The organism is Paenimyroides viscosum (assembly GCF_003858535.1).
GTDB classification, from domain to species: domain Bacteria; phylum Bacteroidota; class Bacteroidia; order Flavobacteriales; family Flavobacteriaceae; genus Flavobacterium; species Flavobacterium viscosum.
Window position 1 is genome coordinate 1 of sequence record NZ_RQTJ01000006.1, and the last position, 14,673, is coordinate 14,673.

At 34.5% G+C, this 14,673-nt stretch carries 14 protein-coding genes; 5 read left to right on the forward strand and 9 right to left on the reverse strand.

The window, feature by feature from the left end; all coding sequences use genetic code 11:
- The coding region (locus tag EG242_RS04285) for a UDP-3-O-(3-hydroxymyristoyl)glucosamine N-acyltransferase (protein WP_124898673.1) at positions 1–669 on the reverse strand (669 nt) is incomplete at its 3' end.
- 115 nt (positions 670–784) lie between these two features.
- Between EG242_RS04285 and EG242_RS04290 the strand changes: the two genes are divergently transcribed.
- Positions 785–1,318, forward strand: a complete 534-nt coding sequence (locus EG242_RS04290) for a hypothetical protein (RefSeq protein WP_124898674.1) — start codon at positions 785–787, stop codon at positions 1,316–1,318.
- Between the two features lie 66 nt (positions 1,319–1,384).
- Here EG242_RS04290 and EG242_RS04295 read toward each other — a convergent pair whose 3' ends face one another.
- Genes EG242_RS04295 through EG242_RS04310 form a run of 4 tightly spaced genes read right to left on the reverse strand, consistent with a single transcriptional unit; the run spans position 1,385 to position 5,443 of the window.
- Positions 1,385–2,650 (reverse strand): ABC transporter permease, encoded by a 1,266-nt coding sequence (locus tag EG242_RS04295; protein ID WP_124898675.1) that lies wholly within the window; start codon positions 2,648–2,650, stop codon positions 1,385–1,387.
- A 3-nt stretch (positions 2,651–2,653) separates the two neighbouring features.
- Positions 2,654–3,610, reverse strand: a complete 957-nt coding sequence (locus EG242_RS04300; protein WP_124898676.1) for an HlyD family secretion protein — start codon at positions 3,608–3,610, stop codon at positions 2,654–2,656.
- A gap of 4 nt (positions 3,611–3,614) precedes the next feature.
- Positions 3,615–4,991 (reverse strand): TolC family protein, encoded by a 1,377-nt coding sequence (locus EG242_RS04305; protein WP_124898677.1) that lies wholly within the window; start codon positions 4,989–4,991, stop codon positions 3,615–3,617.
- Positions 4,988–5,443, reverse strand: a complete 456-nt coding sequence (locus tag EG242_RS04310) for a MarR family winged helix-turn-helix transcriptional regulator (protein ID WP_124898678.1) — start codon at positions 5,441–5,443, stop codon at positions 4,988–4,990. Before EG242_RS04310 ends, EG242_RS04305 begins: the two co-directional genes overlap by 4 nt.
- Before the next feature lie 177 nt (positions 5,444–5,620).
- Between EG242_RS04310 and EG242_RS04315 the strand changes: the two genes are divergently transcribed.
- The gene (locus tag EG242_RS04315; protein ID WP_124898679.1) at positions 5,621–7,843 is read left to right on the forward strand and encodes a S41 family peptidase; all 2,223 of its coding nucleotides are present in this window, start codon (positions 5,621–5,623) and stop codon (positions 7,841–7,843) included.
- A gap of 68 nt (positions 7,844–7,911) precedes the next feature.
- On the opposite strand, the gene EG242_RS04320 is transcribed toward EG242_RS04315, so the two are convergent.
- The 4 genes from EG242_RS04320 to EG242_RS04335 all read right to left on the reverse strand — a co-directional run bounded on the left by EG242_RS04320 (position 7,912) and on the right by EG242_RS04335 (position 11,721).
- Complete coding sequence (locus EG242_RS04320) at positions 7,912–8,514, reverse strand: Crp/Fnr family transcriptional regulator (protein WP_124898680.1); 603 nt, start codon at positions 8,512–8,514, stop codon at positions 7,912–7,914.
- 42 nt (positions 8,515–8,556) lie between these two features.
- Positions 8,557–9,828 carry a chloride channel protein gene (locus EG242_RS04325; protein WP_124898681.1) on the reverse strand — a complete coding sequence of 424 codons (1,272 nt, stop codon included), beginning with the start codon at positions 9,826–9,828 and terminating at the stop codon, positions 8,557–8,559.
- A 50-nt stretch (positions 9,829–9,878) separates the two neighbouring features.
- Entirely contained in the window at positions 9,879–11,081 is a 1,203-nt protein-coding gene (gene hmpA / locus EG242_RS04330) for an NO-inducible flavohemoprotein (protein WP_124898682.1), read from the reverse strand.
- A 157-nt stretch (positions 11,082–11,238) separates the two neighbouring features.
- Positions 11,239–11,721 carry a hypothetical protein gene (locus EG242_RS04335; RefSeq protein WP_124898683.1) on the reverse strand — a complete coding sequence of 161 codons (483 nt, stop codon included), beginning with the start codon at positions 11,719–11,721 and terminating at the stop codon, positions 11,239–11,241.
- 206 nt (positions 11,722–11,927) lie between these two features.
- Between EG242_RS04335 and EG242_RS04340 the strand changes: the two genes are divergently transcribed.
- Genes EG242_RS04340 through EG242_RS04350 form a run of 3 tightly spaced genes read left to right on the forward strand, consistent with a single transcriptional unit; the run spans position 11,928 to position 14,672 of the window.
- A complete protein-coding gene (locus EG242_RS04340) occupies positions 11,928–12,629 on the forward strand; it encodes an ABC transporter ATP-binding protein (protein ID WP_124898684.1) in 702 nt (233 codons plus the stop codon).
- On the forward strand, positions 12,610–13,539 hold the full coding sequence (locus EG242_RS04345; protein ID WP_158608842.1) for an HlyD family secretion protein: 930 nt from the start codon (positions 12,610–12,612) through the stop codon (positions 13,537–13,539). Before EG242_RS04340 ends, EG242_RS04345 begins: the two co-directional genes overlap by 20 nt.
- Positions 13,539–14,672 carry an ABC transporter permease gene (locus EG242_RS04350; protein WP_124898686.1) on the forward strand — a complete coding sequence of 378 codons (1,134 nt, stop codon included), beginning with the start codon at positions 13,539–13,541 and terminating at the stop codon, positions 14,670–14,672. Before EG242_RS04345 ends, EG242_RS04350 begins: the two co-directional genes overlap by 1 nt.
- Position 14,673: the final 1 nt, after the last annotated feature.

Here is a 14,673-nt window from a genome sequence, read left to right on the forward strand (position 1 = left end):
TTTACCGCGATCTACACAGGCATTTGCGCCAATTTCGACCTGATTGCCAATGACTACATCACCGATTTGCGGAATTTTTACCAAGCCTCGTTCGGCACACGGACGAAATCCAAAACCGTCGGCACCAATAGTCGCGTTTGGATGAATGATGCACTGATGACCAATTTTACTGCGTTCGCGTACTACGGTTCCCGACCAAATAGTGGTTTGTTTGCCTATAATACAATCGTCTAAAACGGTTACGTTTGGGTACATGATAGTTCCATCACCAATTTCGGTACGCGGTCCAACATAACACCCCGCTCCTATTTTTACTCCGTTACCAATTTTAGCAGAATCGTCGATCACCGCCGTAGGGTGAATATCAACAGCAAATTCGGGCATTGGCGAAGCAAACAGTTCCAAAATCTGACTCATAGCCAAATCGGCATCGGGTACTTGAATGAATGCTCGGTTTTCGCCCGGTTCAATAGAAATATCTTTATTTACAACCGCTACACTTGCTGCAGATGATTGCCATAGTTTTTCGTATTTTTTGTTTCCGATAAAAGATATATGGTTAATATGTGCTTTACTTAATTGTTCGGTACCAGTAACTTGCTGATTGGTATTTCCTACAATTTTGCCGTTTAAAACAGTGTTTATTTCGTTAACCGAGTAAGATTTCATTAAAATAGGTTATTAGATTTAGTAAACAAATAAAATACATTACGTTTTAAATTCCTAACTTTACTAGATCATATCAATTTAAAATTCATTATTTTAAAATTAAACCTATAAAGAAATGAAAAACATTGTGGTTTTATTAATTATTTTTCTTTGGCTGAGCTTTGGTTTACAGCAAAATGTTTTTGGTGGCACTGTTGATTTTACTAATAGTTTTAATATAAAACCGACTGATTTTCAGGATGAATATGCTGATTTTTATTTAGTAATTACAGCATCGGGTAAAGATTACAAAAAACTACATAAAACCATGGTTTCTGTTAATCAAAATTTTGCTATTCCTATTAATACTTTAGGACGCTATTATAACGAAAAATCACACAAAATTATTGTTAACGAAGATGATGAAGATGAAATTTACCGTGGGGAATATTACCCACGCAGGTTTGAAGAATTGAGTTTAAGTATTGAAAACGCTTATTATTACAATGATAATTATATGGAGCCAAAACAATTTCCTACAACAATGATGGTGGTTGCAGGGATGTTTAATGAAAAAACAAAAGCAGATAGTTTACGCAATATTTTGCTAAAAAAAATACCTGATGCCTATATTATAAAAGCACGGATTTACGTTGGTTGCATGCATTAAATGTTTACATGAAAAAACACAGATTGCTTTAAGGCAATCTGTGTTTTTATTAAATTAAACTTGCATTTAATCTTTATCTTCAATTATTACCTCATCACCGTTTGTTTGTGTATCAATTTCAGGTTTTATTTCTTCTATTTCAATGCCGTTTTCTATCTGTGCTGCATCGTTAATCACTATTTCTTTTAAAACCTTTTGCTTTTTTATATACAGGGCAATAAAGCTTAAAATAAATCCTACTAAGATAATAAGGCTTAAATTTTGAATGTACGGATAAGTTAATTCAAGTGATCCGTTTTCAATAATTAAGATACGAAACGCTGGTAAAAAATGTGTTAATGGAATAACCTGTGCTATCATTTGAACCCACTCTGGTGTTTGACTCAATGGCCATGTAAAGCCTGAAAGCATAAAACTTGGCGTAGCAATAACCATTAAAATTTCTGTTGCTTTTAGTTGATTTGGTATTAAAATACTTACCAGAATACCTATAAAACAAACTGCCAATATAAAAAAACCTGCAACTAAAGTTAAGGCACCCAAGTTTTCGTAAAACGGAATATTGAACCACCACGTAAAGCCCCAATACATAAGCCACACAACAAAACTCATTAACAAATACGGAATTATTTTAACCATCATTAAAGAGAAAGTTGACCGTGTTTGCTTAACCAAATTTTTAAAAGTTCCGTTTTCAAATTCTGATGCAAATGATAACGCCAGCCCTAACAACAAAACTTGCTGTAAAACCGTAGCTAAAACTCCTGGCCATAAAAAATACATATAATTGGTACTTCGGTTATTTTTTTTAATAAAGGTAGTTTTAAAAGGTTCGTATTGGTTCATTAATAAACTTTCTGGTGTACCTTGTTTTCGCAATGTTTCTAACTGTGTACCAACTTTCATTGTACCTAAAACCAACTGTATAGAACTTGATGCGTAATTTGCCGTTAGTATGTTTGCCGTGTTTACTATGGTTGTTATTTCCGGATACCGTTTTGTGAGCACCTCTTTTTCAAAACCTTTAGGAATCATCACTATACAGGCAGCTTCTTTTTCAATCATTAAGTCATTGATATTATGCGTATCAAACTGTAACGAAACTATATGCAATACTTCATTATCCTGCATCATTTCAATAACCTTGGCACTCATGGTGCTTCTATCTTCGTCAACTACAATAATTGGTAAATCGGTTACCTTTCCCTTACTGTAAATATATCCTATTAAAATTCCGTAAAGCAAAGGTGCTCCAAAGAACAAAATCTTTAGTACTTTATTACTCCAGAATAACCGGAATTCTCTTTTAAGTAAATTCAAAAAAGATTTCATACGCTATCGTTTTAAAGTTACTGTTGACTTTGTAAGAATATCCTGCGCTTCGGTACTGTTTGAAGGCTTTATAACCAACTCGTACAATGGCTCCTGCATATCGTAATCCGGGTAAGCAGTTGAGATATTTGCATACGCACCTATTTGTTTGATATTTTGTACCACACCAGCAATAGCCGCTTTTTTATAAGGAACCTCAACTGTTACCGTTTTGCCTTTTTCGTAATTTTTTACTTCGCTTTCCGGAATAGTGAAACGAAAATAAGTTGTTGTTTGCAGTGAGCCTTTAAACAAAGTATACCCCGGCAAAGCCAATTCGCCCAACTTTAAGGTAATTGTTTCTATCTGCATATCTTGTGGTGCAAGAATATAGCGTTCTTTTTCGGCTACTTTTACTTCTTGTAGCGCACCTAACGCTCTATCTTGCTGACCTAATGCCATTGTTTGTTGCTCTAAACGAACACCGTTCTTAACATCGGCTATTTCGGCATCAACGGCAATTAGCTGTGCTTGTGCACCCTGGTATTTCGCAAAAACCTCATCGTATTGCTGTTGCGGTATTAAAGAATCTTTTACCATAGCATCTAAACGCTGTAACGATTTACGTGCAAATTGATACTGTTCGTTCAACGCCGTTTTTTTGGCATTTAATTGTTTTAACTGGTTAGCGGTAGCACCGTGAACACTCATATCATACTGCGCTTCGGCAGATTTCACGGCTCCTTGTGCCTGCGTTTTTTTTGCTTCAACTTCAGGAATGTCTAAAATAGCTAACGTATCGCCTTTCTTAACAAAATCGCCTTCGTGAACCAAAATTTGATCTATTCTTCCGGCTATTTTTCCAACAACAGCAATTTCATCACGTTCTACTTTTCCTTGAATCACTTTTGCTACTTCCGATTTGTTGTTACAAGCAACTATGCTTAATGTAATTGCTACTAATGAGATTATTTTTTTCATATGATTAGTGTATTGTGATAAACGATGTTAAACTTCCTGATGACTGATAGGTTTCTATTGCTGCCTGACGTTGCTTTATAATAGTTTCTATTTTATTTAACGATTCTTTATAAATATCGTTTTCTGCAGTTAAGCGTTCTGTAACACTTATTAAGCCTGCTTTATATTGCTTTTCTGCCATTTCGTTGTTGTTCTGCGCAATTATTTCGCGTTGTTTGGCAATGCTTATTTGCTGCAACATGGCATGGTACTCTATTTTATTTTTCTTTAATTGCAGCGCAAGTTTCTCTTTGGCATCACTTAACTTGTTTTCTATTTGCAAGGCATTCAATTCAGCTTCTTCAATTTTATGCTTGCGTTCAAACCCACTAAAAAGCTCCCATTTTAAGGCTAAACCTACCATCCAGGTTGGATTCAATGTTAAATTATTCACTTTTAAATTTGCAGTTTGATTTATTGTTTTGATAGGTATTTCTGTTTCGGCATTAAAAATCGATGTGTAACTGTATCCGCCAAAAGCACCTAAAGTTGGTAACAAACTACCTTTTTCTTTTTTAACAGCGAAATTTGATGCTTTTTGAAACGATTCTAATGCTTTAATTTCATTTTTATTTTCAGATGATAATTCTTCAAAAATAACAATAGGTTCTACCAAATGATTCATTTCAAGAATAATTTCAGTTGCAACACCCGTAGCCTGATTTATTTTTAAAGCCAATAGTTCTTGTTTGTGTTGCACATCGGTTTTCTTTGATTCCAATTCTAGGCTGGCTAGTTTTATTTTATCGCGATCATACGGAATTGCCAAACCTAACGCAATGGCTTTTTCTACGCGTTCCGTTTCTTTTTTAAGACGTTTTTCGCTATCATCAATCAACTTTTCAGCTACTTTAAGCATTTGTAACTGATCAAAACTTAAAATGATATCTTTTACAACAGCATCGTTTTGTAGATCCATCATAAAACCAGTTCCTTCGTTTTTATATGCCAATGCTTTTGCACCATTATAAATTTGTCCGCCACTGAATAAAACGGCTTTTGCAGTAACGCCTCCATGAAATGCCTGCCCTTTTGTTGAAAAATTTGTAGCACCATTAAATAGCGGATATCCCGTAATAGGCAACGTAAGCGTTGGTAAATCTAATGACGCTTCACTGTTTAAATATCCATACAAAGCGGTAGCTTCAATTTTCGGAATATATTTACTTAAAACACTTTTACGCTCAAGTTCTAACTTCTGTTTTTCAATTGTTTGGTTAACCAAAGTAACATCTTTTTTTAAAGCAGCGTCTAATGCTTGCTTTACGTCGTTACCAACTTGAATTTGACCAAAAGTTGACCCATAAACTAAACTAATAATTATAAAACCTAACTTTTTCATTTTTCGTATCTTTTAATGTTGTCATAAATCAATTGGAAAGCATCGCGAATAATCAGCGTTTGTTCTTGTGTTAAACCTTCTGTAGATTGATCAATAGTTTCATCTACAACATTCATAACACTTTGCTCGATATTTTTTCCTTTTTCGGTAAGATAAATTAAGTTGGTACGGCGATCGGTTTCATGCGGTTCTCTTTTTACAAAACCTTCTTTAACCAAATTATCTATTAAACGTGTAATGCTTGGTTTATCGCGATTTGTAGCATCGGCAATTTTTTGCTGCGAACAGCCGTCTTCTTTCCATAAAATTGCCAAAACCGACCATTGTTCTCGGGTCAAACCTACTTCACTAGCCTTAAATTTTTGTAATAAAAATCTGTTCAATAACATAGGAACACGTCCCGCTAATAAATCATATTTATTTTCACTTGTCAACACATCTGCTGTTTTCATAATATAGTTGCTTAAACAACTACAAAGTTACAAAAACAATAGTTAACCAAACAACTAAAATTCATTAAAATTTTATTAAGCCCTGAAAATTCGGTTTTAACAATAATAATAACTGATTAATACACAAACAATATAAAATACTAATCTGCGTTAAAGAAAATAGATAAACATAAAAACATGCTGAAAACACTTTTAAAACTTATGCTGTGCAGTATAGCTTTGCCTGCTTGCGCACAAAAAAGCAATACTAAAGAACCTTTGAATTTAAATTTAGAAAACTTTACGAAAGATTTCCCAACAGGTTGGCAAGAATTCGGGCAAGGCAGCTATTCTGTTAAAGCAGATTCGCTTATTAAACAAAGCGGTAACTATTCTGCATCTCTTGAAAACATAAGTGAATCCGGATTTAAAGCATTGGCAATTAATCTTCCTAAGAACTATGACGGTAAATTAATACAGTTATCGGGCTATATAAAAACCGAAAATGTAAAAGATGGTTTTGCCGGATTATGGATGCGTATTGATCCGGAAATAGCTTTTGATAATATGTCTGAACGTGGAATTACCGGAACTACCGACTGGCAGAAGTATGAGGTTACATTGAATTTAGATCCTAAGAAAACCGATAAGATTGTTCTTGGCGGATTACTGGTTGGAACCGGTAAAATGTGGCTTGACAATTTAAGTGTATCAATTGACGGCAAAGAGTTGGACAATCCCCTTTTAAAAACATATACGCGAGAGTTGGTGCCTGCCGAAAAAGATAAAGCATTTGATAACGGTTCACAAATTTCTTTGGCTAATTTAAACGAAACACAGCTTACTAATTTAGAGTTTATGGGCTATGTATGGGGCTTTTTAAAATACTATCATCCCGAAATTGCTAAAGGAAATTTTAATTGGGATTATGAATTATTCCGAATACTTCCTGCTTACTTAAAAGTTAAAAACAATGCAGAACGCGATCAGTTGCTGATTGATTGGATTGATAAACTAGGTACTGTTCCGGTTTGTAAATCTTGTAAAGTTGATACCCAACAAATCTATATTAAACCAAATCACTCATGGGTTGAAAAATTCAATGTTCAAAAAGCATTAAAAGATAAAATCGATTACATCTTCAATAACCGCAATCAAGACAAGAATTTTTATATTGATTTAGCTCCCGGTGTTCAAAATCCGATCTTCGAAAACGAAAACGATTATAAAAACATGACCTATCCCGATGACGGTTTCAGGCTGTTGTCACTGTATCGTTATTGGAATATGGTCAACTATTTCTTTCCGAATAAATACATAACCGATAAAAAATGGAATGATGTTTTAAAAGAACATCTTCCTAAATTCATCAATGCTAAAAATGAATTGGATTACGAATTTGCAGCTTTGCAGTTAATTGGCGAAGTAAATGATACGCACGCAAATCTTTGGGGAGGTGGTGATAAAATAATGGAAAAACGAGGCTCGAACTATCCGCCATTTAAGGTAAAATTTATCGAAAACAAATTGGTTGTTGCAGATTATTACAATCCGGAACATCAATCCAAAGCACATGTTAAAGTAGGCGATGTTATAACACATATAAACAACATTGCGGTTGAGGATATCATAAAAAAAGAAACGATAAATTATCCGGCATCAAACAATGCTGCACGTTTGCGTGATATTGCCGAAAATATGCTGCGTTCACCTAACAATGAAATTGCAATAAAATATATAAGCGATAATGGTTCAAAAGATATTGAAATTCCTTTATTCGATAGAAAAGATTTGAATTATTACTATTGGTACAAGGTGAATGAAAACGAAAAAGCGTACAAAATTTTAAACAATGATGTAGGATACATTACACTTGCTAACATTAAAAGTGAGGATATTGCTGAAATAAAAAGAATGTTTAAAAACACGAAGGCAATTATAATTGATATTCGAAATTATCCATCGCATTTTGTTCCGTTTGAATTAGGATCGTACTTTATGGAAAAACCAACACCGTTTGTAACATTTACCAAAGGTGCTGTTAACACACCCGGAGCATTTTATTTTATGGAAGGTCCTAAAATTGAACCAGACGGAAACAACTACAAAGGAAAACTGGCGGTTTTAGTGAACGAAACCTCACAAAGTCAGGCTGAATATACCGCAATGGCATTTAAAGCTACACCTAATTGTGTAATTATTGGAAGTACAACAGCAGGTGCCGATGGAAATGTATCAAGAATTACTTTACCTGGCGGTTTATCTACAATGATTTCGGGAATAGGCATTTATTATCCAAATAAAGTCAACACCCAAAGAGTAGGGATTGTTCCTGATGTTGTTGCTAACCCTACAATTGAAGGAGTAAAAAACGGTAAAGACGAAGTTTTAGACAAAGCCCTTGAAATACTGAACAAGTAAGATTATTTAAGGACAAAAAAATGCCTGTAAACTATAGCGTATACAGGCATTTTTTTATAACTGTGAAATTAAAACATTTTCTCCAGATAAATCTTTCCTTCAATGATCTTTAGATAGCCTTGTTTTTCCAGATGTTTTATGGTTCGTATTACGGTTTCAACCCGTAAGCCGGTTAAATCTGCTAATTGTTGTCGAGATAATTCCACCAAGAAAAAATCGGTTTTTGTTCCGGATTGCTCTTTAAGGTAATGCAGTAACTTCAACAGACGCTTTTCAGGATTTTGCGATGACAATTCGGGTGCCATAATGGCTTTATAATACAGACGGCGAGCTAAACTTCGGTTTAATTCTATAGAAACTTCGGGGTGTTTATACAGCATTTCATCGAATAACGATTTTTTAATCTGCACCACTACACCAGCCGAAATAGCAATGGCGTTAGCCGGATAAGGTTCATTTATAAAAAGCGGTGGTTCGCCAAAGCTGCGCCCTGCCGTAAAAATTTCCTGAATAAATTCTTTACCGTCCTCGCTGTAATTGTTCATCTTCACCTTGCCTTCAACCACCTGATAATAATACGATGGAAAATGTCCTGCCTTAAAAATCAGTTCATTTTTAACCACATTACGCAAGGTTCCGCCACAGCTTAATATCAAATCGACTTTAATCATTGTATTTTAAATGAACTACAAAGATAGGCAGTTATTGTAAATCTACTTGCTCATTGCCAAGGTATAAACTGTATAAGGAAATATTTTTTTGGATATATAAAAACTGATAAACACCAAAACCGCCAACGGCAGCCACAATGCGTACGAATTAAAAATTCCGAAGGTTAAAAACAAGGCTGTAAACGGGGCGTGCAAGGTTGCTGCAACGGTTAATGCTACACCTAAAACCACAAAATTAATCAGTTGGGCCTCGGCAAAAAAGTATTTCTGAACGATAAATCCTACCAAAGCACCCATAATGGCTCCACCGAAAATACTTGGTGCAAACACACCGCCATCGCCACCTAATTTTAAGGTAAATCCAGTCGCAAAAGGTTTTAAAAGCAAGGCTCCAAGCAAAAGCCAGAAACTTAGCGAAACAAACAGACTGTTATGGTGAATGATACTTTCTATTGCATGGTATCCATCGCCATACAGTTGCGGAAAAACAAACAACACGCAACCTAAAAGTACTCCACCAGCGATTAATTGCAGGTACGGACTAAAATCTAAAAAGTTATTCTTCTTTACAAATGTCACAACTTTGGTCATGTAAACTCCGTAGCAGCCTGCCAAAATACTCAGCGCTATAAAAAACGGAATTGCCTGATAATGTATAATTGTTTCGTGATTTCCTAAGTTAAAAACCGGCGTAACATTCATAAGCAGAATTATTAATGTAGCAAAGCCAACGCTTACAAGATGTGTTACCCAAAACACTTTTGTTTTTTGCTTGCCGATGGTTTCGTACGAAAAAAACAAACCAGCCAACGGACTACAAAACAAAAGCGTAACCCCACATGCAATTGCCGAGCCGATAAATTCTTTACGGTATTTTTTAAAGATCGGATCTTTTTGTGATGCCATATCGCCCAAAGCAGCTGTTGCCACCACGGTTGAAACTTCAATACCCGTGCTTCCGCCAAAAACCACCGTTAAAAATCCGTTGAAAAAATGCGATGGCACTTTATAAGCAGGCAGTTTTTTGCTTTCGCGCACAGCTTGGAGCACTTCGGAAATTCCTTTGTTCTTTTTTTTGTTGAAAACGTAGGTTCTTAAAAAATGGATAATCACCAAACCGATCAACGGAAAAATAAAGAAAAACAGGTTGAAATTCTGCGCTTTGTTAAAAAGCAAATGTTCATATTCTTCCACTAAATTTTTAAACATCAACGTGATTAACCCAACGATAATTCCCACTAATGCAGCACAATACACAATGCGGCTCCACTTTACCCACACAATATTTTTCTTTGTAACGATACTATTGTTCATATACGCAAAAAGAGAAGCATTGCTTCTCTGTTTTTAAATTATAAATTTTATTAGATAGATTTCGGTCCGAATTCCTCAAAGAAAATATGATTTTCACTGATTTTATTGTCGGTTAGCTCTTTGAGTGCTTTTTCGATAAAAGGTTTTGGTCCGCAAATATAATACTCGGCTTCGGGTTCAAACTGCCATTTTTCAATTTTAGAAAAATCGAGCATTCCTTTGTAAACATCTTTTGCTGCCAAGGTTTCGTTCACCACTTCGTAAAACTGATGTTGTTTTACCTGTTGATTTTCTTTAGTGATTGATTCAATTTGGTTTCCAAAAGCACGAACTTCTTCATTTCTACAAGCGTGAATCCAAACTAATTCATTGTTTTCTGTTGCTTTATCTAAAGATTCCAACATAGACATTAAGGGTGTTTGACCGATTCCGCCGCTAATAAATACTTTTTTAGGATACAGATTCTGTAACGTAAAGTTTCCTGCTGGCGCACTGATTGCTAAAATGTTTCCTTCGTGAACCTCATCATGCAAAAAGTTACTGATCATTCCGTTGATATCCAGTTTTTCGTTGCGTTCACGTTTAACTGAAATTCGTAAATAATCTTTATTCGGTGCACACGAAATGCTGTATTGTCTGATCTGGTTTAGATTGATGTTTGGAAGAAAAACCTGCACGCTGATGTATTGACCCGGAATGAAATTTGGAACTTCACTTCCATCTTCCGTAACCAAATAGAACGATGTAATTTCTTTAGATTCCTGAACTTTACGTTGCACCTTAAAGCTTTTCCAGCCAATCCATTGTCCGTTTGTCTGTTGCTTGCCTTCATACATTTTAGCTTCGTGACCAATCATCAACCCGGCTAATTGTCCGTACGCAGCTTTCCAAGCATCCAAAACCTCATCTGTAGCCAAATCCTGTAACACTTCTTTGATCGATGCCAGTAAATGCGTACCCACAATATCGTATTGTTCCGGCTGTATATTTAAACTGGTATGTTTGTGACCAATTAAATCAACCGCAGGCATTAAAACTGCTGGATTTGATATATTTTCTGCATACGCCAAAACCGCCATAGCCAAAGCTGTTTGCTGCTTGCCCGACTGTTGATTGCCCATATTAAAAAGATTTTTTAATTCGGGATGGTGTGTAAACATTCTGTTGTAAAAGTGTGTAGTTAAAGCAATTCCGCCCGTACGTAACAACGGAACGGTGCTTAATATAATTTCTTTTTGTTTATCTGAAAGCATGATTTAAAATTTTATTTTAAGCAAAATTAGCTCCGTTTAAACATCAATTCTTATGATTGTAATCATAAAAACTGCTTTTTAGTAAATATTTCACAAAAAAAACCACTAACCTATTCGATTAGTGGATTGTATGTAAAACAACTATTTAGTTTTGAATTTATTTAGCAGATTTCAACACTAAATTATCAATATAAACCGCTTGGTGAATGCTGTTTAAAAGGACTTTAAATCCTAAATGCGCATCGTTTTTTAGGTTAATTGTGTACGATTTTTTTGTTCCAGAAATCACCGATGGTTTTGAAATTGATACATACGATTTATCATCGGATACATTGGCAATTGAGAATAATTCTAATGAAGCATCTCCTGAGTTTTTAGAAATATCTAACGTTAAATTATATGTTCCTGCTTTAATTTTTGGTGTAGATAAAATCATTCTTTCACCAGAACTCATCATAGAATAAAACGTAATTTTCCCTTCGCTATTATAAAGCATTGATTTGCCTGATTCAGCATTCCAACATTTATCTATTTTTTTCCAAGAATCAAAATTTTCATTAATACTTGTAACGGTTGTGCATTGCGCAGTTGAAGTGATTACACCACTAAAAAACAATAATCCTGCTAAAGCTGTTTTCATATTTTAATTTAGATTGAATACAAATAAAGTGTAAATATACTTAAAAAATCATAATAGAAAAAAAACATACCTAATAATTATTTTTAATTTCTTATTGATATAAAAATGTAAAGCACACACTTTTATTTTATAATCATTTATGTTATTGACATTATAATTTTAAAGCAATTTTCCTTATCTTGTCACTAGAATTATAGCAACTATATATGTCTAATACTATTGTTGAGGTTAAAAACGCAAGCAAAACATATCTTTCTGGAGACACCACCGTTGTTGCTTTACAACCAACAACAGTAACCTTTAATAAAGGGGAACTCACCTTAATTATGGGACCGTCGGGTTCAGGAAAAACAACGTTATTATCTTTAGTCGGGTGCATTATTTATCCTACAGAGGGGAATGTTTTTTTAAATGAAACCAATGTTACGCAATTATCAGAAAAAGAACTTGCAAACATTCGATTAAACACCGTGGGTTTTGTCTTTCAACATTTTAATTTATTAGAACCTTTAACGGCTTTAGAAAATGTTATGCAACCTATGTTGTTACAAAAAGTACCAATATCCAAAGCAAAAGATCGCGCCTTAAAAGCATTAGAAAAAGTTAATTTACTAGACAGAAAAAACAATCTACCAAAAAAATTAAGTGGTGGTCAAAAACAACGTGTAGCCATTGCAAGAGCTTTGGTAACGAGTCCAGACATTATTTTGTGTGACGAGCCAACCGCATCGCTCGATGCCAAAAGTGGAGCTGTTATTATGGAAGAGCTAAAAGAATTATCTCGTCAAGACAAAGCTGTTATTATTGTAACGCATGATTTACGCCTTCGCAAATTTGCCGATCGCGTTATTTATGTAGAAGAAGGTAATGTATCAAATGAAATATCAAATGAAGAAGATTATAAATAGTTTACTTATTGCAACAGTACTTTTAGTTGCCTGCGGAAAAGACAAAGAAAAACAAGTAGAACCTTTAACCACAGATCAAATAACATCTTTTGTAGGCATTGGAAAAGTAATGCCAGAAGCCGGAGTTTTGAACTTAACTGTAGATGAAGCAACCAAAGTTACTAAACTTCATAAAAAACTAGGCGACACCATTAAAAAAGGGACTGTTTTATTTGAAACGGAAGCCGTAACGCAACAGTTACAATTACAACAAGCTGCCGCAAGTTATAACGCTACCAAAGCAAATAACCGAATTAACGTTGCAGAGATTAAACAAGCGCAATTAAAATTGGCTGAATTAAAAAATCAATACCAAACAAGCCAGCGATTATATAATCAGAAAGCAGAAACAAAACAAAAACTTATTGTTGATAGTTTAACGTATTTGCAACAACAGCAAATGGTTAAACAATTACAAGAAAAACAAGTTGCTGAAAACGTGCGCTTAAAAGAGCAAAACATACAAGTAAAAGCTGCTAAAATTGATTTAGCGAGTAAAAAATTCACTGCTGCTCAAGATGGTATTTTAACGGTTTTTGATGTTCAAGTCGGTGAGATTTTACAACCAAATGTATCTTTTGGAGAACTAGCATCGAATTCTGAATTGATAATTGAAGCAGAAATAGATGAATTTTATGCCAGTGAGCTAAAGAAAAATCAAAAGGTAGAAATTACATTAGTTGGGCAAACCAGCGTTATTGCTAAAGGTTTGGTTTCATTTGTTGGTTTGGGATTGCAAAACAAATCAATTTTATACGAAACTATTGGCGAGGCTAATGACCGCAGAGTGCGTAGATTTAATGTTCGCATTACAGAAGGCGCAGATAAACTGTTGATTAATCAAAAAGTAGAATGTAAACTGTTGAAGTAATGTGGAAACTAGCCTGGAAATTTATTAAGTACGATCGTGCCAAATCTGTAGGAATTATAACTGCCATTGTTATTAGTATTTTCTTGATTGGTCAACAAGTAGGTTTACTGTTATTTTTAATGGGATTAATGGGCAATTTAGTAGGCAACGCAAATGTAAACGAAAAAGACATTTGGGTTATAGAATCACAAACTGCCAATGCCAATACATTAAATAAAATTGACCAACGTTATGTACAGCAATTAAAATCGATTCCAGGCGTAGCACAAACATACGGAGTAGTTATTGCAAGTGGTGAAGCACGTTTTTTAGATGGAAACACAGCTGGCGTAACTGTTATTGGTAGCGATGCGCCACAGTTTGTTATTGGTCCGAATGCTTCACGTATTTCGGAAGGATCTGTTAACGATTTAAATTTACCCGAAGCTGTTTCGGCAGAATTTTACAACGCCAAATCATGGAATACAGATTTGTATTTGAACAAACCCATTGAAATTAACGGAAAAAGCGCACAGATAAAGGTGATTACAAAAAAAGCGCAGGCTTTTGGCGGGAATTATATGTACACAAACACTGCAAATGCTCGTTTCTTTGGAAATGTTCCAGCTTATCAAATAAGTTTAATTTCACTAAAATTAAATGATGCGGCAGCTAAAGAAACGGTTATTGCTCAAATAAACCAGTTGTATCCTAATTTAAGAGCTTGGGACGCAAAAAAACTGCAAAATTCTACTGTTAAAGAAATTTTAGTATCATCGAATATGGGAATGAGTTTTGGTACGTTGGTTGTATTTGCTATGATATCAGGCTTCTTTATTATTGGTTTAACATTGTATTCATCGGCATTAGATCGCGTGAAAGATTACGGAACATTAAAAGCCATTGGTGCAAATAACAAGTACGTAAACAAACTACTAATTATGCAGGCTTTTATGTACGCTATTATTGGTTTTTCAATAGCCTTCTTATTGCTGTTTGGCTTTGCGCAAGGAGTTAAAAACAGTGGTTTAAATATTAATTTTAGTGTTGGTTTTGTTAGTTTCTTGTTAGGAATTACGTTATTTATTTCGGTTGGCGGATCGTTATTTGCTGTTAGAAAAATATCAAAATTAGAACCTGCTTCGGTATTTTAAA